The sequence below is a fragment of the Sphingobium sp. TomTYG75 genome (assembly GCF_054771635.1).
The window spans coordinates 2,569,252-2,586,976 of record NZ_BSRE01000001.1; the positions used below are offsets into that span (position 1 = coordinate 2,569,252).

Genomic DNA, 17,725 nt, shown 5'->3' on the forward strand with positions numbered 1-17,725 from the left:
TGAACTTGTGTCTCGATCCATTCCGCTACACAGAATAGAGGAGAGCAAAAGGATCGAAGCGGTGACACACAGCCAACCCATGCTGGCGATCGGCCTCATGTCGGGCACTTCGCGCGACGGCATCGACGCCGCGCTCATCGAAACCGACGGAGAGGGCTTCAGCAATCCCGTCACCTTCCATGCCATGCCCTATCGGGAGGGCTTTCGCATTCGCCTAGCCGAAGCGTGCCAGCGCGCCATGGCGATGGACAAGCCGGGCTTCGAGCCTCTCATTCAATCCGTAGAAGCCGAACTTACCGAGCTTCATGTCGAGGCCGTCACCGATCTCCTCGCGCGCAGCGGGCATATAGCGCAGGATATCGCCGTTATCGGTTTCCACGGTCACACGGTCGCGCATCGGCCGGAATGGCGCTGGACCTGGCAGATCGGCGATGGTGTCGCATTGGCGGGGGCGTTCGGAATTCCCGTGGTCGGCGACCTGCGCAGCGCCGATGTTGCCGCAGGGGGGCAGGGGGCGCCGCTAATGCCTATCTATCACCGGGCCTTGGCGAACGATTTGCGTAAGCCGACCGCCATATTGAATCTGGGCGGTGTGGCCAACATCACCGCCATCGGAAATGATGGCGAACTTCTCGCCTTCGACACCGGCATGGCGAGCGGTCTGATCGACAATTGGATGCAGGCGCATAGCGATCGACCCTTCGACGAAAATGGCGCCACTGCTGCTCGGGGCCAAATCGATGAAGCGCGGCTCGACAGTTTGATGGCAGACCCCTGGTTCGATACGCTGCCTCCCAAGAGCATCGACCGTGAAGCCTTCACCCTCGATGCGATGCATGGCTTGTCGCTTGAGGATGGCGCAGCGACGTTGACCGCGTTCACCGCCAGGGCGGTTGCGCGCGCGCTTGACCATCTCCCATCCCGGCCTTCCGCCATCTATGTCGGCGGAGGCGGCCGCCACAACGCGACCCTGATGGGGATGCTGGCTGCTTTCACCAGCGCAGAGGTACGCCCGGTCGATGATCTCGGCTGGGACGGCGACGCCCTTGAGGCGCAGGGCTTCGCCTATATGGCGGTGCGCCACCTCAAATCCTTGCCGATCAGCTTTCCCGGCACCACCGGCGTTCCCGTCCCAATGACGGGCGGCGTTCTATTCGATCCTGCCTGACGCAGCTTACCGTTTACGCGTCAGTTCCCGCATCCCGTCATCGATGCCCTCAAGCGTCAGCGGATACATGCGCTGGCTCATGATCTCCCGGATCATCCGCGTCGATTGGCTATAGTCCCAATGGTCGCGCGGCGTGGGGTTCAGCCACACGGCAGCCGGATAGGTATGCAGCAACCGGCTCATCCACACCGCGCCGGGTTCCTCGTTCATATGTTCGACGGAACCGCCGGGATAGCTGATCTCATAAGGGCTCATCGCCGCATCGCCAACGAAGATGACCTTATAGTCATGCCCATATTTATGCAGGATATCCCAAGTCGGAATACGCTCTGAAAAGCGGCGCCGATTGTCCTTCCACACGCCTTCATAAAGGCAGTTGTGGAAATAGAAGAACTCCATGTTCTTGAACTCGGTCGTCGCGGCGGAAAACAGTTCCTCGCAAAGCCGGATGAACGGGTCCATTGATCCGCCAACGTCCAGGAATAGCAGCAGCTTGACCGCATTGTGCCGCTCGGGCCGCATCCGTATGTCGAGCCAACCTTGCCGAGCTGTGCCCCGGATAGTCCCTTCCAGGTCCAGCTCATCCGCTGCCCCCTCGCGCGCAAAGCGCCGCAGCCGCCGCAACGCGACCTTGATGTTGCGCGTGCCCAGTTCCTTGCTGCTGTCGAGGTTCTGGAACTCGCGTTTTTCCCAGACCTTGATCGCGCGTTTGTGCCTGCTCTCGCCGCCGATCCGCACGCCTTCGGGATTATAACCGCCATTGCCAAAGGGCGAAGTCCCGCCTGTGCCGATCCACTTGTTCCCGCCTTGATGGCGCCCCTTCTGCTCCTCCAGACGCTTCTTCAGCGTCTCCATGATCTCGTCCCAGCTGCCGAGAGACTTGATCTTCTCCATCTCCTCAGCGCTCAGATATTTCTCCGCGACGAGGCGCAGCCACTCCTCGGGAATTTCGGCCTCAACGCCACTCGCATCCAGCACGCCTTTGAAGACTTTCGCGAAGACCTGATCGAACCGATCGATCAGCCCTTCATCCTTCACATAGGTCGCCCGCGCGAGATAATAGAATTCCTCGGGCCGTTGACCGATCACGTCACGGTCCAGCGCCTCCAGCAGAAGCAGATGCTCCTTGATGCCAGCGGGAATGCCAGCAGCCCTAAGCGCGTCGAGAAAGTTCAGCATCATAATGACGGCCTTGTCTGACAGCCCCGCCATGGATGCAAGGGGCCGCACATGGTTGATCAAATGTTAAGTGTTGCATCGCATCGTTAAAAAGGCACTATTCACAGGCGGGCGGTTTGGGGTGGCACTCCTTGGAAAATGAGCATTTATTGACGGATCTGGGTGAGCGTTCCGGCGACGTTGCGCTGCAATGCAGCGAGACGGCGGGTTTCCTCGGGGAACTTACTCGGCGCATCCAATCCGACTCGCTCCGCCTCTCACAGTTGCAAACCAATATGGAGGCGCTGGCCGTCAGCCAGAATGAAAGCGTGGTGGCGGCTCAGGAACTCAGCCTCACGTCCCGGCGCGCTGCCCGCATCATTGCCGAAGGGCATGAAGCGATTACCCAGTCCCTCGCCCAGGTTGCAGGGCTGGTCGACCATGTCACGGGGCTGGAGGGAAGGCTTCGTCAGTTTCTCGGGGTCATCGAAGCCGTCGGCGGCATATCCGATCAACTCGGCGCGATCGCACGCCAAACGCGGCTGCTGGGCGTCAACGCCGCGATCGAAGCGGCGCGCGGTGGGGAGGCGACGCAGGGCTTTGCTGTCGTGGCCGACGAAATCCGCCGCCTCGCCGGGCAAGCGGGCGAGTCCGCGGCATCGGTCGGTGACAAGCTCGGCCAGCTCGACCGCGACGCGCGCCATCTGATCAGCGGCGTGGAAGCCAATATCGGACGCGGCCGCGACGTCAGCGCCCATATCGACACGTTGAGCGTCACCATGGCGGAAATCGCCTCGCTCGTGACCCAATTTGGCGAGCGTTCCCACGCCATCGTCACCTGCACCGATGAAGCCGACGCCGACGTAGGCGCGTTACGTGCGGGCCTCACGAACTTCAGCGACTCCGCTGCCGAAAGCACCCAGCGCGTCGAAATGGCCAAGGCTCAGCTCGAGCAGCTTGAGGGCATGGCAAACGACATGCTCAACACCGCCGCTCATGGCGGGCATCAGACGCGCAACAGTCGCTACATTGCCTATGCCGAAGATGGCGCGGCAGAAGTGTCGCGCCTGATCAATGACGCCCTGGCAGAGGGTGAACTGACGCCATCGGCGCTATTCGACAGCAATTACCGCCCGATCCAAGGCTCCCACCCGCCGCAATATGAAAATGGCTTCATGGTCTTTGCCGACCGCGTCCTCCGCCCGATTCTGGATCGCCAGACCGGGCAGGATAATGCCATCGTCGGCTGCTGCCTGATCGACATGAACGGCTATCTGCCGACGCACATCACGTCGCGAAGCCAGCCTCAGCGGCCGGGCATGCCGGAATGGAACATGGAATATGCCCGTAACCGGCAGATTTTCATGGACAGCCAGACCCGCCGCGCGCTCGATGGTGAGGGAGACTTTTTCCTTTTCACCTATCGTCAGGACCTTGGCGAAGGCCGCTATCGCGCGCTTCGCAGCGTGTTCGTTCCGCTAATCTTCGAAGGCCGCCGCTGGGGCCTGTATGAGGTCGGCTACCTCATCTGATCCCGTCAGTTCGCTGCACCCTCGCGCACTATGACCTCCCCATTGGCAGCATAGGCAGCAGTCGTCCGCGCCTGGGCCGTCTGAGGGTCCTTGCCATCAATGATTTTGGCGATCTGCCGAGAACTCGGCACGCGGTCATAAACGCCATAGAGCTTCGTCTCGCCGACCGAATGTATCGATAGCTGATAGCCCTTGCCGTCAGCCGCTGGATCGAAGGCAAGCACCGTGCCCGCATCGTCGATCGGCACGATGACCGATCCGCCAGACGCACCCTGCTGCGCCAGAACATCATAGCTGCCTTCGCTAGTCTGCACCTGTCCCCGGATGCAGAAGGACCCGGCCACCTCGCGAACGGCGCGGACATCAGCCGCTGCGGCAGGAAGGGAAGCGGTAAGTTGCGCGTCCCTGTCATCACCCGCCGGGCAGTCCGCGAACCGCGCCGGAGAGACTGGCCGTACCGCAGCCGCATCGTCGAAATGCAAGCTGCCGAGCATGCCGTCCAGCCCTGCCAATACCTCCTTGCGCCGTTCACTCGGACCTGTGACGCGCAGCTTCACGAGCCAGCGTCCGGCCTGCGCAAAAGCTGCTGCCGTGGTCAGCGCCCCGTCGGCCGCATCATCATAAACCGCACGGATCGCGCGGCCACCTTTGCCCTGCAACGGAACGCCTTCATAAGCAGTGCGGCGTGTCTTCGGTCCAAAACGATCCGTCACCGCGCGGTCGGTCATGTAAGCGGCGATCGACGCGTCCGCGTAGCTCGGCAGATAGACGTACAAAGTCGCCTGCACCGCCCCATCCTCCGACAGATATTGGGCATAATTGTCGATGCCCTTGCCGCCATTCGTGACCTCTCCACTCTTGGACAGGGAAAGCCCAGCGATCGTTTGGGGTAGGCTGATCCCCGAAGCGCGCGCGCGAAGGCTCCCATCGCTCGCTACCCACGCTTCCTGCACATCGGCACCCTGCGCCAATGCGGGCACCGGCAAAGCCAAGAGGATCGACAACAGCGACAAGGAGAGTTTTGGCATAGGCATCCTTCCCATTTCACGCCGTCTTGTCGCGGCTCTGAAATTTATCGGGGAAGGTTGAGCGAAACCGCAAGGCTAAGGCAAGCGGCCTTTTACGCGACGGGCGGAATCTGCGCCGGATAATGCGGCAGTTCCGGGTCCAGATGCGCCCAATGCGGGGCTGCCTCCGTCCAGATCACCGCCTGCGGTGCCAACAGGCCCGGATCATCCAGCGCGCCAGCCCTGATGAAAGTCAGGTGCGGCGGCGACTCGGCAATGCTGAACAGGGGTGTTCCGCATTCGGGGCAAAAGCCACGGCGCATCCTGTTGCCGCTGTCGGCGATTCTCTCATGCCAACGAACCTCGCCCTCGCTTTGCACCTTCTCCGTCGGAAAGCAGACATTGACCGTGCCTGATCCCCCGCCCAGATATTGGCACAGCCTGCACCAGCACATGCGCGCCGCCATAGGTTCCGCATCGATCTTGATGCGCACCGCTCCGCACAGACATCCCGCTTCATGCGCCATGCGCGCCTCCGTCATTGCGCCGGGCAGGGCAATCCCAGCCTTTACCGCCCCTGCCGTCGCGCCATGAATGCCAGACGTTCGAACATCATGATATCCTGCTCATTCTTCAGCAGGGCGCCATGAAGCGGCGGAATGGCCTTGGTCGGATCGCGATCCTGCAAAATCTCCAGCGGCATGTCCTCGTTGAGCAGCAACTTCAACCAGTCGAGCAACTCGCTGGTCGACGGCTTCTTCTTCAGCCCCGGCACATCGCGTATCTCGTAGAAGAGGTCGAGCGCCCGGCTCACCAGGATCTTCTGAATGCCGGGAAAATGGACATCGACAATGGCCTGCATCGTCTCCCGGTCGGGGAATTTGATATAGTGGAAGAAGCAGCGCCGCAGGAAAGCGTCAGGCAGTTCCTTCTCATTGTTGGATGTGATGACCACCACCGGCCGTTCCTGCGCCGCGACCGTCTCGCCCGTTTCGTAAACGTGGAATGCCATGCGATCGAGTTCCTGCAACAGGTCGTTGGGAAACTCGATGTCAGCCTTGTCGATCTCGTCGATCAGCAGCACGGGCAGGGTAGGGGAAGTGAAAGCCTCCCACAGCTTCCCCTTGCGGATATAGTTGCTGATGTCATGAACGCGCGGGTCGCCCAGCTGGCCATCGCGCAGCCGTGCCACCGCATCATATTCATACAGGCCCTGATGCGCCTTGGTCGTCGATTTGACGTTCCATTCGATCAGTGGCGCATCCAGCGCCTTGGCGATTTCCTGCGCCAGCACGGTCTTACCGGTCCCCGGCTCACCCTTCACTAGCAGCGGGCGGCGCAGCAGCACCGCAGCGTTGACCGCGACCTTCAGGTCGTCGGTGGCGACATAATCTTCCGTACCTTCAAACCGCATGAATCTTCGCTTTCCTCTACTGCCACCCGAGTAGGGAAAGCGGTCCAGCGCCGCAATCGGTTATTCCTACGGCCTCTGCCGCCGAACCTCGGCACGCGCTTTCAGCAGGTCCCAAAGGCCACGCTGCTGGCTGAGCAGTTGCCGCGCGCCAAATTGTATGGCCCGATCGGCCGCTCCGTCGCTGCCGATCGCTCGCGCTACGGCAAAGGTCTGCGCCCGGTCGGGAAGATCGGATGGAGAGGGTTCAAGCCCCACGCGAATCGCCGCCATGTCGAGCACGTCGCGTACAGCTTGCCAATCCAGCACCAGCGCCATGGCTGCCCCCATGGCGCATCCGCGCCTGTCCGATTGAGCCAGCATATCCAGCGCATGACGTTGCTGGCTGACGATCGTCTCACAGTCGCTCTGCCCCGCCGTGCTGGGTATCGGGCCTAGCGCCACCGCAACTTGAGTCAGATAGGCCCGCTCCCGCGCAAACGCCTGCCCCGCCTGGACTAGCCAGCCCCGAGCCGCGCTGTCTGCCGATCGGTTCGCCGCGTGATCGATGACGCCGGGATGACGCCCGTGCAGCAGGCAAAGATAATGCGCGGCATCGGCGAGGTCCGGCAATGTCAGGACAGCATCACGGCTCATGATGGTCCTTGCGCTGCTTGCATGAGCATGAGCGGCCGTTCCATCAGCCGCCACCAGCGCCTCGATCACCTGAGATATGTCGCCTGTCGCCAAGCGTGTAGCTGCTTCGTTCATGATAACCCCTGCGGCCGCCGCGCCAGTGTGTCTGTTGCCACGACCATAGGAAGTTGAGGTAAAAGAGCGGTTTATGAGACGAAAAAAAGGGCGGCCCTGAAGCCGCCCTTTCGGATCAATCACCGTGTCTCAGACCCTATTGGTCGAGGAAGCTCCGCATTTTCCGGCTGCGGCTCGGATGCTTCAGCTTACGGAGCGCCTTCGCCTCGATCTGGCGAATACGTTCGCGGGTCACGCTGAACTGCTGGCCCACTTCCTCCAGCGTGTGATCGGTGTTCATGCCGATGCCGAAACGCATGCGCAGCACGCGTTCCTCACGCGGCGTCAGCGAAGCGAGAACGCGGGTGACCGTTTCTTTCAGATTCGCCTGAATTGCCGCATCCACCGGGATGACCGCATTTTTGTCCTCGATGAAATCGCCCAGATGCGAATCCTCCTCGTCGCCGATCGGCGTTTCGAGGCTGATCGGCTCCTTGGCGATCTTCATCACCTTGCGCACCTTCTCCAGCGGCATGGAAAGGCGCTCGGCCATTTCCTCCGGCGTCGGTTCGCGGCCCTGCTCATGCAGGAATTGGCGGGACGTCCGCACCAGCTTGTTGATCGTCTCAATCATGTGGACCGGAATACGGATGGTCCGCGCCTGATCCGCGATCGACCGGGTGATCGCCTGCCTGATCCACCAAGTCGCATAGGTGCTGAACTTGTAGCCGCGGCGATATTCGAACTTATCGACGGCCTTCATGAGGCCGATATTGCCTTCCTGAATAAGATCAAGGAATTGCAGGCCACGGTTCGTATATTTTTTAGCGATGGAGATGACGAGGCGGAGGTTCGCCTCGACCATTTCCTTCTTCGCGATCCGCGCTTCGCGTTCGCCCTTCTGCACCATGTTGACGATACGGCGGAACTCACCCAGCGACATGCCGGTCGCCTGCGCGATTTCACTGACCTCGGTACGGATGCGCTCGACGGCGCGTGCTTCGGCTGCCGCAAAAGCCGCCCATTTCTTGTCGAGGCCCTGAACCTTGTCCAGCCAGGCGTCGTCCAGTTCATGGTTCACATAGCGGTCGAGGAAGTCCTTGCGGCTGACCTTATGCCGTTCCGCCAAACGCAGCATCTGCCCGCCCAGCGCGGTCAGGCGACGGTTATAGGCATAGAGCTGATCGACCAGATATTCGATCTTCTGCTGGTGGAACTGGACGCTCTCGACTTCGGCAGTCAGCCGCTCGCGCAGCTCCTGATAATCGTCCTCGGCCTTCTGGCTCAGCGTTTCGCCATTGGCCATCGCGGCCATGCGCGATTCCTGCGCACGCGAGAAGGCGCGGAAAATCTCCGTAATGGTCGCGAATTTCTCAAGCGCCATTGGCTTGAGCGTTTCTTCCATCTGGGCGAGGGAGAGGGTGTTGTCTTCCTCTTCTTCCTCTTCCACGCGCCGGGCACGGCGTTCGGTCAGGCCGTCCTCATCCTCGTCGGAATCGGCTGCCTCTTCCTCGGGCTCCTCCTCTTCCTTGAAGCTGGGGCCAGCGGTTTTCTCGCTGATCTCGCCGTCATCGTCCTCGGCGCCTTCCTCCAGATTCTCGGGCGCCGGGTCCTTGGAAAGCATCGCGTCGAGGTCCAGGATCTCGCGCAGCTGCATCTCGCCATTGTTGAGGGCGGTAGACCATTCGATGATCGCGTTGAAGGTCGTCGGGCTTTCGCACAGCCCCAGGATCATCGTGTCGCGGCCGGCCTCAATGCGCTTGGCGATGGCGATTTCGCCCTCGCGGCTGAGCAGTTCCACCGCGCCCATTTCGCGCAGATACATGCGCACCGGGTCATCGGTGCGGTCGACCGTTTCCTTCTTCTTTTCGGTGACGAGCTTGGGCGCGCCTTCTTCATCGCCCGAATCATCTTCGGCGTCCTCGGCATCTTCCCGTTCGCGCTGCTCGTCGCCGTCCTCGCTGGCTTCCTCATTCTCGACGATGTTCACGCCCATTTCGTTAAGCGCGGCCATGATATCTTCGATCTGCTCGGAGGACATCTGGTCCTGCGGCAGGGCGTCGTTCAACTCGTCATAGGTGATGTAGCCGCGCTTCTTGGCGCGCGCGATCAGCTTCTTGACCGAAGCCTCATTCAGATCGAGCAGCGGTGCATCGCCGCTATCCACATCCTCGCCCGCACCCTTGCCTGTCGCCTTGCTCGCCATTTATTCGCCTTAGCTCCATCATCCCGCCGGGGGACGATCTATCAAACAATATCTTCGGACTGCGCCAGTTCCGCCAGGCGCTGGTCATGATCCATTTTCAACCGCTGGATCCGCTGCTGCTCGGCAAAGGTTTCCTCGTTAAGGTCTTCCCTTGCCCGCCTCGTCGCCTCCGCCAGCGCCGTCTCCAACTCCGGTCCCTGCGCCATCACCCGGATAGCCTCCTCCAGATCGCGCTGAACGCGACCGGGATCGGTCTTCATCCTGCTGGGGGTGAATGTGAACGTGTCGGCCCGGAGCATCCCCTTCGCCATATTATACACTTCACCTTGGCCCAATATGGTAAGGAGGCCCTCTGTTTCAACTGTTTCTTGTCGGAACGATGCGGCAATCATCGTCCGCATCAGTTCGCCCAGCGCCGAATCGCCGATATGCAGCGCAGAAAGCATCTCCCGATGCATCATTATCTGCTCGGGATGCCGCAACAAACTCGCCAGAACCGCGCGCAGCAGCCGCTGCTCCATGCCGCTGACGCCGATCGCCCGCGCCTCGTTCCCGACGGGGGGCAGGGGGGGCTTCCAGTTTCCGCGCCGATCGCGCTGCCACCCTTGCCGGGTGCCCGTCCCACGCTGATGCCGGGGCGCGTTCGCCTGCGTCTGCCGCGCAAAAAACAGCGCATTATAACGCTCACGGAAAATCTGCACATAATGCGCCCGCACATCGGGATGCGCGATCGCGTCCGTGATTGTGCGCAGCCGCTGCTTCAGCGCCGCCCGCTGCTCGGGCGTATCCAATGGCGCTGCCTTCTGCTCATAAGCCCACAACCGCTCCACCAGCGGTTCGGCTGCATCCAGCACCCGCTCCATCGCTCCCGGCCCCTCCGCCCGGATCAGATCGTCCGGATCCTGCCCCGCAGGCAGCGTCGCAAAGGCCAAACTCATCCCCGGCCGCAGCAGCGGCAGCGCCCGCACAGCCGCCCGTATCGCCGCCTTCTGCCCCGCCGCGTCGCCATCGAAGCACAGCACCGGCACATCCACCATCTTCCACAGCCGCTCGATCTGATGCTCCGTCAACGCGGTCCCCAGCGGCGCCACCGCCTCGCCAAAGCCCGCCTGCGCCAGCGCGATCACGTCCATATAGCCTTCGACCACGATCACCCGCCCGCTCTGGCGGCTGGCAGGGGAGGCGCGATCGATATTGTAAAGCGTCCGCCCCTTGTCGAAGAGCGGCGTGTCCGGCGAGTTCAGATATTTAGGCTCGCCAGTGCCAAGAATCCGCCCACCAAAAGCGATCACCCGCCCGCGAATATCCCGGATCGGCAGCATTAGCCGCCCCCGGAAGCGATCATAGCTCTCGCGTTTCTTACTTTTTCCGCCGTCCGGCTCGGCGCCATCCGGATCGATCAGCAAACCAGCCTCGATCAGCATCGGATCACCAAATTCCGCCAGCGCGCCTTTCAGCTTGCCCTTGGAATCCGCCGAATAGCCAAAACCAAAAGCCCGCCGCGTAGCCTCACTGATCCCACGCCGGACAAGATAATCCCGCGCCTCCGCACCCTCGATCCCGCCAAGCTGCGCCTCGAACAAAGCCTGAGCCGCCGCCATGACGTCATGCAGACCCTTCGCCTGCTCCGCCCGCTTCGCCGCACGCGGATCGGGCGCGGGCACGTCCATGCCCGCCGTCGCCGCCAGTTCCTTCACCGCCTCCATGAAGGGCAGGCCGCGCTGGTCCGTCATCCACCGGATCGCGTCCCCATGCGCCCCACAACCAAAGCAGTGGTAGAAGCCCTTCTCGTCGTTGATGGTGAAGCTGGGCGTCTTCTCATTATGAAAAGGGCAGCACGCCTTATACTCGCGCCCTGCCTTCTGCACCTTCACGGTCCGCCCGATCAGCGTCGACAGCGAAGTCCGCATGCGCAGTTCGTCAAGAAAGGCGGGCGAGAGGCTCATGTGTCTAAAAGCCCCTCCCTTCCAAGGGAGGGGTTGGGGTGGGTGATCTTCTGCCTCTCCGGCAACGCACGCGCCCGATCAAGAATGACGCTCAATACGCCTTCAAGATTGTCCCGAACCTCCCAGTTGGAAAAACGCAGCACGACATATCCTTGATGAGCGAGATCGAAGTCCCGATCCCGGTCCTTCCGTGCATCGTGCAGATCATCATCTACCTCAATGATCAAACCGATCGAGGGACAAAGAAAATCGCAAATATATGGCTCGATGACTGCCTGCCGCCGGAATTTGAACCCGGCCAACTGCGACGCCCTCAGCGCGCCCCACAGCCGCCGCTCATAGTCGGTAGGTTCTCGCCGCATGTCGCGCGCATATCGGCCTAGCCTTGCATTGATGCGTAGCGCCATCACCCACCCCAACCCCTCCCTTCGAAGGGAGGGGCTATATCATGTCAGCTAAGCGCCGCCTTAACCAGCCCACTGGCCTTGCTCATATCAATCACCGACCCATGCCGTTCCTTCAGCACGGCCATGACCTTCCCCATATCCTTGACGCTGGCCGCGCCAACTTCCGCCTTGATCCCCTCGATCGCAGCGCGCGTCTCATCCTCGCTCATCTGCTGCGGCAAAAAGCTCTCGATCACGCCCAGCTCGGCCTCTTCCTTCGCTGCCAGCTCGTCACGCCCGCCATTGCGAAACATCTCGATCGATTCGCGCCGCTGCTTCACCATCTTCTGCAGCACCTCGACAACGACCGTGTCGTCATCCGGCACATTCGAAGCCGTGCGCAATTCGATGTCCCGATCCTTCAGCTTCGCCATGATCAAACGCACGGCGGCCAGGCGTTCCTTGTCCCCCGCCTTCATGGCTTCGACCTGGGCGCTCTTAACCTGCTCGCGAATCATGGCGATACGAATCCTGTTCTGCCGGAAAAGACCAGATATAACGCCAAAAGAGATTTTTTACAGTGGTTGACCGCGGGGCCTCACAAGCATAGGTGACCGGCCGTTTAACCCGCTGCAGACGGGTTCCCGCAAAAAGCATAAAGGACGCTAAGACCATGGCTGATGCCAAGACCCTCACCGTGCCCAAAGGAGCGACAGGGGTATTGGTTTTCGCTGATGGATCCGCGGTTTTCGGGCGCGGCTTTGGCGCCGTCGGTGAAGCGGTAGGCGAACTCTGCTTCAACACCGCCATGACCGGCTATCAGGAAGTGATGACCGACCCCAGCTATGCCGGGCAGATCGTCACCTTCACCTTCCCGCACATCGGCAATGTTGGCACGAACCTGGATGACGTCGAAGCGGACAACCCCTTCGCCCTCGGCTGCGTTGTGCGGCAGGACGTGACGGAGCCCAGCAACTTCCGCAACGTCGAACCCTTCGACCAGTGGATGAAGGAAAATGGCCGCATTGGCCTCTCCGGCGTAGACACCCGCGCGCTGACCCGCATGATCCGCCTGAAGGGCGCGCCCAACGTCGTCATCGCCCACGATCCGGAAGGCAATTTCGACCTCGCCGCCCTAGCGAAAAAGGCCGCCAACTGGCCCGGCCTCGAAGGCATGGACCTCGCTATCGAAGTCACAGGGAAAGAAAGCCGCCTCTGGAAAGACGGCGTGTGGAAGCTCGGCCACGGCTACGGCAAGGATGAAGCGGGGCAGGAACGCCCCCATGTCGTCGCCATCGACTATGGCGCAAAGAACAACATCTTCCGCAACCTTGTGAAGGCAGGCGCCCGCGTCACCGTTCTGCCAGCCACCGCCACCTTCGAACAGGTGATGGAACAGAAGCCCGACGGCGTCTTCCTCTCCAACGGCCCCGGCGATCCCGCCGCGACCGGCGAATATGCCGTCCCCGTGATCCGCCAAGTGCTGGAAGCCGACAAGCCCGTCTTCGGCATCTGCCTCGGCCACCAGATGCTGGCGCTCGCTGCCGGCGCCAAGACCGTCAAGATGCACCAGGGCCACCGCGGCGCCAACCACCCGGTCAAGCGCCTGTCGGACGGTCTGGTAGAGATCACCTCGATGAACCACGGCTTCGCGGTGGACAGCGAGACACTGCCCGCCAATGTGAAGCCGACCCATGTCTCGCTCTTCGACGGCAGCAATTGCGGCATCGAACTGACCGATAAGAAGGCCTTCTCGGTCCAGTACCACCCCGAAGCCTCGCCCGGCCCGCAGGACAGCTTCTACCTGTTTCAGCGCTTCGTAGAGGGGCTTAAGTGAGCCTCAACCTGCCCCCCGTTGACGAAGCCCGCCTTGCGCAGGAGTGGGAGGCGGACAAGGAAGTCCTCGCCAACCTCGCAGCCAATGGCGATGTGGCGCGTTTGGCGCGTCCGGTCGATGTCAGCTTCAAGGGCAGCGAAAAGGATTTCGAGCGCGTCCTGACCATCGCCAGCCAGTTCGGCTTCGTCGAACTGGACCGAGAAGAGGATGAGGATGGCGACCTGTTCCTGTTCCTCGAATGCGTGCAGCCGGTCGATGAGCAGTCGATCCGGGCGCTGACCAAGAAGTGCCTCCAGATCGAGATCCTCTGCGGCGTCGAATATGACGGCTGGGGTTGCGAAGCCCGGACGGGGGGCGTGCATTGATGGACTACGACGATTTCGCAGAGCGTTTTCTCGCGGCCCTATATTTAGAAACCGAGACGGCTGGGGGCTCGTATCATGACGCTGGCAAGCTGATCAAAAAATACGGCCTTACCCCTCGGTCCAATTGGATTGATCGGATCACCGACGATTGGGAAGGTTCCTATTTTCGGGAAGTTTCAAAGGTGTTGGGCGGCTACGAAGGATGGAGCTTCCGCATTTCAGCCCTCGGTGCGAAAAAAGTGGAGGAGAATTTCTCGGACCTTGATGAAATCCGAGAGGCTCTGATCGGTACCGAAGAAGAAGCGAGAGCACCATCCGTTGACAGCACCCAATGGACAGGTCTGCTTGCTCAGTTCGCTCTGGACGAACACAAAAAGGCTGAGCTTTCCAATCTTCTGACAAAAGCTGAGTTGGAGCTAGATACTTTAGGCGCAGGTAATAGCGAAAAGGCTATGGCTCGCGCTTACATCGTGGCGGCTAAGGCGCTTGCTGATGCTCCGGAACCGCCAGCCGATATTATCTGGGAGTTGATAAACCGTGCCAATAGCTTGGCAGGCATCACATCCCTTTTCGTCTCGATCATTGCCCTCTTTCAAACGGTTGCTCACTAATGCCCAAACGCACCGACATCTCCTCCATCCTCATCATCGGCGCTGGCCCGATCATCATCGGCCAGGCTTGCGAGTTCGACTATTCGGGCACGCAGGCGGTGAAGGCGCTCAAGGAAGAGGGCTATCGCATCATCCTGGTGAATTCCAACCCGGCCACCATCATGACCGACCCGGAATTTGCCGACGCGACTTATGTCGAGCCGATCACGCCCGAAATCGTGGCGAAGATCATCGAAAAGGAACGCCCCGACGCGGTCCTCCCGACCATGGGCGGCCAGACCGCGCTCAACACCGCGCTGGCGCTGTTCAACGACGGCACGCTGGAAAAGTTCGGCGTCCAGATGATCGGCGCGGACGCCGAAGCCATCGACAAGGCGGAGGACCGGATCAAGTTCCGCGACGCCATGGACAAGATCGGGCTGGAATCGGCCCGCTCGCGCATCGCCCACACCATGGAAGAGGCGATGGAAGCGCTGGAGTTCACCGGCCTGCCCGCGATCATCCGCCCCAGCTTCACCATGGGCGGCACCGGCGGCGGCATCGCCTATAATCGCGACGAGTTCATGAACATCGTTCGCGGCGGGCTGGATGCGTCACCCACCACCGAAGTCCTGATCGAGGAATCGCTCCTCGGCTGGAAAGAATATGAGATGGAGGTCGTCCGCGACCGCAACGACAATGCCATCATCATCTGCTCGATCGAAAATGTCGATCCGATGGGCGTCCATACCGGCGACTCCATCACCGTCGCGCCAGCACTGACGCTGACCGACAAGGAATATCAGATCATGCGCAACGCGAGCATCGCGGTGCTGCGTGAAATCGGCGTGGAAACAGGCGGTTCGAACGTGCAGTTCGCGGTCAATCCGAAGGATGGCCGCCTGATCGTGATCGAAATGAACCCGCGCGTTTCCCGTTCCTCGGCGCTGGCGTCGAAGGCGACCGGCTTCCCGATCGCGAAGGTCGCGGCGAAGCTCGCCGTCGGCTACACGCTGGACGAGATCGAGAACGACATCACCGGCGCGACCCCGGCCTCGTTCGAGCCAACCATCGACTATGTCGTGACCAAAATCCCGCGCTTCGCCTTTGAAAAGTTCAAGGGCAGCGAGCCACTGCTCGGCACCGCGATGAAGTCGGTGGGCGAAGTGATGGCGATCGGTCGCAACATCCATGAATCGATGCAGAAGGCTCTGCGCGGGCTCGAAACGGGCCTCTGCGGCTTCGACGAGGTCGCGCATCTGGTGGGCGCGCCCAAGGATGACATCGTCGCCGCGCTTGCCTCACCGACGCCTGACCGTCTGCTCGTCGCCGCGCAAGCCCTGCGCGAAGGGCTGACCGTCGCCGAAATCCACAACATCGCCAAGTTCGACCCATGGTTCCTGGAGCGGATCAAGGAAATCATCGACGCGGAAGCCGAAGTGCTGGCAAACGGCCTGCCGCAGGACGCGGACGGCATGCGCCGCCTGAAGTCCATGGGCTTCTCCGACCAGCGCCTTGCCCATCTGGCGCTCAAGTCGGCCAATCTGCGCGGCATGGAACGCGGCATCGCACGCGGTTCGGGCCTGATCCACGAAGCGGTCAAGGCTATGACCGGCGGCGTCACTGAAGGCGAAGTGCGCAGCCTGCGTCACAAGCTAGGCGTGCGTCCGGTCTTCAAGCGCATCGACACCTGCGCCGCAGAGTTCGAAGCGAAGACGCCCTACATGTATTCGACCTACGAAGCCCCGCTGTTCGGGGAGGCGGAGAATGAGGCGCAGCCCAGCGACCGCAAAAAGGTTGTCATCCTTGGCGGCGGACCCAACCGGATCGGGCAGGGGATTGAGTTCGACTATTGCTGCGTCCACGCCTGCTTCGCGCTGTCGGACGCGGGCTATGAGACGATCATGATCAACTGCAACCCGGAAACGGTTTCGACCGATTATGACACGTCCGACCGCCTCTATTTCGAGCCGCTGACCGCCGAGGACGTCCTCGAAATCCTGAGCGTCGAAATGTCGAACGGCACCCTCGCAGGCGTCATCGTCCAGTTCGGCGGCCAGACCCCGCTCAAGCTGGCGCAGGCGCTGGAAGATGCGGGCGTACCCATCCTCGGCACATCGCCCGACGCGATCGACCTAGCCGAAGACCGCGAGCGTTTCGCCGCCCTCATCGACAAGCTGAAGCTTAAGCAGCCCGCCAACGGCATCGCCCGCAGCCGTGAGGAAGCCATCGCCGTGGCCAACCGCATCGGCTACCCGGTCCTCATGCGCCCGTCCTACGTCCTTGGCGGCCGCGCCATGGAGATCGTCGATGGCCAGGCACAGCTTGAGGAATATATCGCCACAGCCGTTCAGGTGTCCGGCGACTCCCCGGTGCTGATTGACCAGTATCTGCGCGACGCGACCGAGGTGGACGTGGACGCGCTCTGCGACGGCGAAGACGTGGTCGTGGCCGGCGTGCTCCAACATATCGAAGAAGCGGGCGTCCACTCCGGCGACAGCGCCTGCTCGCTACCGCCCTACAGCCTTTCCAGCGACGTTATCGCGGAAATCGAGCGTCAAACGGACGTTCTCGCCCGCGCCTTGTCGGTCCGCGGCCTCATGAACATCCAGTTCGCGGTAAAGGACAACATTGTTTACCTAATCGAGGTAAACCCCCGCGCCAGCCGCACCGTCCCCTTCGTAGCCAAGGCAATCGGCACCCCCATCGCCAAAATCGCCAGCCGGGTCATGGCCGGAGAGATGCTTCGCGACCTCCCCAAAATCGACCGCAATTCTATAACTCATATTGCAGTTAAGGAAGCCGTCTTCCCCTTCGCCCGCTTCCCTGGCGTCGATCCCGTCCTCTCGCCCGAAATGAAAAGCACCGGCGAAGTCATGGGCATCGACAGCGATTTCGCCACAGCCTTCGCCAAGGCTCAGCTTGGCGCTGGCACCGTCCTGCCAAAGAGCGGCACGGCCTTCGTGTCCGTCAAGGACAGCGACAAGCCGGTAGTGCTGCCTGCGGTGCAGAAGCTGGCAGGGCTGGGCTTCACCATCGTCGCCACTGGCGGAACTGCGCGCTATCTGGAAGAGCAGGGCATCGCGGTCCAGCCAGTGAACAAGGTGGCGGAAGGCCGTCCGCACATCGTGGACAAGATCACCGATGGCGACATCGACCTGATATTCAACACCACCGAAGGCTGGCAGTCGCTGAAGGACAGCAAGGCGATCCGCACCAGCGCGCTGCGTGCCAAGGTGGCCAGCTTCACCACGGCGGCAGCATCAGTCGCTGCGGCCGATGCGATCGAGGCTCTTCGAGGCCATGCCCTTGAAGTGCGGTCGCTCCAGTCCTATTATCCCGTGTCGCAAGCCTGATCCCCTGCACAAGGAAGCACGCTGCGGGTGGCTC

The 17,725-nt window shown here is 61.5% G+C and carries 15 protein-coding genes; 6 read left to right on the forward strand and 9 right to left on the reverse strand.

The window, feature by feature from the left end; all coding sequences use genetic code 11:
- The first annotated feature begins 79 nt into the window (after positions 1-79).
- Positions 80-1,168 carry an anhydro-N-acetylmuramic acid kinase gene (locus ACYU81_RS13000; RefSeq protein WP_460988191.1) on the forward strand — a complete coding sequence of 363 codons (1,089 nt, stop codon included), beginning with the start codon at positions 80-82 and terminating at the stop codon, positions 1,166-1,168.
- Positions 1,169-1,174: 6 nt separating this feature from the next.
- On the opposite strand, the gene ACYU81_RS13005 is transcribed toward ACYU81_RS13000, so the two are convergent.
- Complete coding sequence (locus ACYU81_RS13005; RefSeq protein WP_449472135.1) at positions 1,175-2,350, reverse strand: vWA domain-containing protein; 1,176 nt, start codon at positions 2,348-2,350, stop codon at positions 1,175-1,177.
- 128 nt (positions 2,351-2,478) lie between these two features.
- Between ACYU81_RS13005 and ACYU81_RS13010 the strand changes: the two genes are divergently transcribed.
- Positions 2,479-3,858: a methyl-accepting chemotaxis protein gene (locus tag ACYU81_RS13010; RefSeq protein WP_460987955.1), complete on the forward strand. Its 1,380-nt coding sequence runs from the start codon at positions 2,479-2,481 to the stop codon at positions 3,856-3,858.
- Positions 3,859-3,863: 5 nt separating this feature from the next.
- Here the strand turns inward: ACYU81_RS13010 and ACYU81_RS13015 are convergent, their stop codons facing one another.
- The 8 genes from ACYU81_RS13015 to ACYU81_RS13050 form a co-directional block, all read right to left on the reverse strand.
- Positions 3,864-4,886, reverse strand: coding sequence for a hypothetical protein (locus tag ACYU81_RS13015; RefSeq protein ID WP_460987956.1), 1,023 nt, complete (start codon positions 4,884-4,886; stop codon positions 3,864-3,866).
- A gap of 92 nt (positions 4,887-4,978) precedes the next feature.
- Positions 4,979-5,392 carry a GFA family protein gene (locus ACYU81_RS13020; RefSeq protein WP_460987957.1) on the reverse strand — a complete coding sequence of 138 codons (414 nt, stop codon included), beginning with the start codon at positions 5,390-5,392 and terminating at the stop codon, positions 4,979-4,981.
- A 41-nt stretch (positions 5,393-5,433) separates the two neighbouring features.
- Positions 5,434-6,279 carry an AAA family ATPase gene (locus ACYU81_RS13025; RefSeq protein ID WP_460987958.1) on the reverse strand — a complete coding sequence of 282 codons (846 nt, stop codon included), beginning with the start codon at positions 6,277-6,279 and terminating at the stop codon, positions 5,434-5,436.
- 66 nt (positions 6,280-6,345) lie between these two features.
- Positions 6,346-7,026, reverse strand: a complete 681-nt coding sequence (locus ACYU81_RS13030) for a DUF6975 family protein (protein WP_460987959.1) — start codon at positions 7,024-7,026, stop codon at positions 6,346-6,348.
- Positions 7,027-7,162: 136 nt separating this feature from the next.
- Positions 7,163-9,211, reverse strand: a complete 2,049-nt coding sequence (gene rpoD / locus ACYU81_RS13035; protein ID WP_449472144.1) for an RNA polymerase sigma factor RpoD — start codon at positions 9,209-9,211, stop codon at positions 7,163-7,165.
- A gap of 41 nt (positions 9,212-9,252) precedes the next feature.
- Entirely contained in the window at positions 9,253-11,157 is a 1,905-nt protein-coding gene (gene dnaG / locus ACYU81_RS13040; RefSeq protein WP_460987961.1) for a DNA primase, read from the reverse strand.
- The gene (locus tag ACYU81_RS13045) at positions 11,154-11,564 is read right to left on the reverse strand and encodes an endonuclease domain-containing protein (RefSeq protein WP_460987962.1); all 411 of its coding nucleotides are present in this window, start codon (positions 11,562-11,564) and stop codon (positions 11,154-11,156) included. The genes dnaG and ACYU81_RS13045 overlap by 4 nt, the downstream gene beginning before the upstream one ends.
- 44 nt (positions 11,565-11,608) lie before the next feature.
- Positions 11,609-12,061: a GatB/YqeY domain-containing protein gene (locus ACYU81_RS13050; RefSeq protein ID WP_449472148.1), complete on the reverse strand. Its 453-nt coding sequence runs from the start codon at positions 12,059-12,061 to the stop codon at positions 11,609-11,611.
- A 155-nt stretch (positions 12,062-12,216) separates the two neighbouring features.
- Between ACYU81_RS13050 and carA the strand changes: the two genes are divergently transcribed.
- The 4 genes from carA to carB are packed head-to-tail and all read left to right on the forward strand — an operon-like array spanning position 12,217 to position 17,691.
- Positions 12,217-13,380, forward strand: coding sequence for a glutamine-hydrolyzing carbamoyl-phosphate synthase small subunit (gene carA / locus ACYU81_RS13055; protein WP_460987963.1), 1,164 nt, complete (start codon positions 12,217-12,219; stop codon positions 13,378-13,380).
- The gene (locus tag ACYU81_RS13060) at positions 13,377-13,745 is read left to right on the forward strand and encodes a ribonuclease E inhibitor RraB (protein ID WP_460987964.1); all 369 of its coding nucleotides are present in this window, start codon (positions 13,377-13,379) and stop codon (positions 13,743-13,745) included. The genes carA and ACYU81_RS13060 overlap by 4 nt, the downstream gene beginning before the upstream one ends.
- Complete coding sequence (locus ACYU81_RS13065; protein WP_460987965.1) at positions 13,745-14,356, forward strand: hypothetical protein; 612 nt, start codon at positions 13,745-13,747, stop codon at positions 14,354-14,356. The genes ACYU81_RS13060 and ACYU81_RS13065 overlap by 1 nt, the downstream gene beginning before the upstream one ends.
- Positions 14,356-17,691, forward strand: a complete 3,336-nt coding sequence (gene carB, locus ACYU81_RS13070; RefSeq protein ID WP_460987967.1) for a carbamoyl-phosphate synthase large subunit — start codon at positions 14,356-14,358, stop codon at positions 17,689-17,691. The genes ACYU81_RS13065 and carB overlap by 1 nt, the downstream gene beginning before the upstream one ends.
- The last annotated feature ends 34 nt before the right edge of the window (positions 17,692-17,725 follow it).

Bases quoted from the DNA above. Each gene is read 5' to 3' on its own strand.
- ACYU81_RS13000 (WP_460988191.1), top strand. From the start codon at position 80: ATGCTGGCGATCGGCCTCATGTCGGGCACTTCGCGCGACGGCATCGAC.
- ACYU81_RS13005 (WP_449472135.1), bottom strand. From the start codon at position 2,350: ATGATGCTGAACTTTCTCGACGCGCTTAGGGCTGCTGGCATTCCCGCT.
- ACYU81_RS13015 (WP_460987956.1), bottom strand. From the start codon at position 4,886: ATGCCAAAACTCTCCTTGTCGCTGTTGTCGATCCTCTTGGCTTTGCCG.
- ACYU81_RS13020 (WP_460987957.1), bottom strand. From the start codon at position 5,392: ATGGCGCATGAAGCGGGATGTCTGTGCGGAGCGGTGCGCATCAAGATC.
- ACYU81_RS13025 (WP_460987958.1), bottom strand. From the start codon at position 6,279: ATGCGGTTTGAAGGTACGGAAGATTATGTCGCCACCGACGACCTGAAG.
- ACYU81_RS13030 (WP_460987959.1), bottom strand. From the start codon at position 7,026: ATGAACGAAGCAGCTACACGCTTGGCGACAGGCGACATATCTCAGGTG.
- rpoD (WP_449472144.1), bottom strand. From the start codon at position 9,211: ATGGCGAGCAAGGCGACAGGCAAGGGTGCGGGCGAGGATGTGGATAGC.
- dnaG (WP_460987961.1), bottom strand. From the start codon at position 11,157: ATGAGCCTCTCGCCCGCCTTTCTTGACGAACTGCGCATGCGGACTTCG.
- ACYU81_RS13045 (WP_460987962.1), bottom strand. From the start codon at position 11,564: ATGGCGCTACGCATCAATGCAAGGCTAGGCCGATATGCGCGCGACATG.
- ACYU81_RS13050 (WP_449472148.1), bottom strand. From the start codon at position 12,061: ATGATTCGCGAGCAGGTTAAGAGCGCCCAGGTCGAAGCCATGAAGGCG.
- carA (WP_460987963.1), top strand. From the start codon at position 12,217: ATGGCTGATGCCAAGACCCTCACCGTGCCCAAAGGAGCGACAGGGGTA.
- ACYU81_RS13065 (WP_460987965.1), top strand. From the start codon at position 13,745: ATGGACTACGACGATTTCGCAGAGCGTTTTCTCGCGGCCCTATATTTA.
- carB (WP_460987967.1), top strand. From the start codon at position 14,356: ATGCCCAAACGCACCGACATCTCCTCCATCCTCATCATCGGCGCTGGC.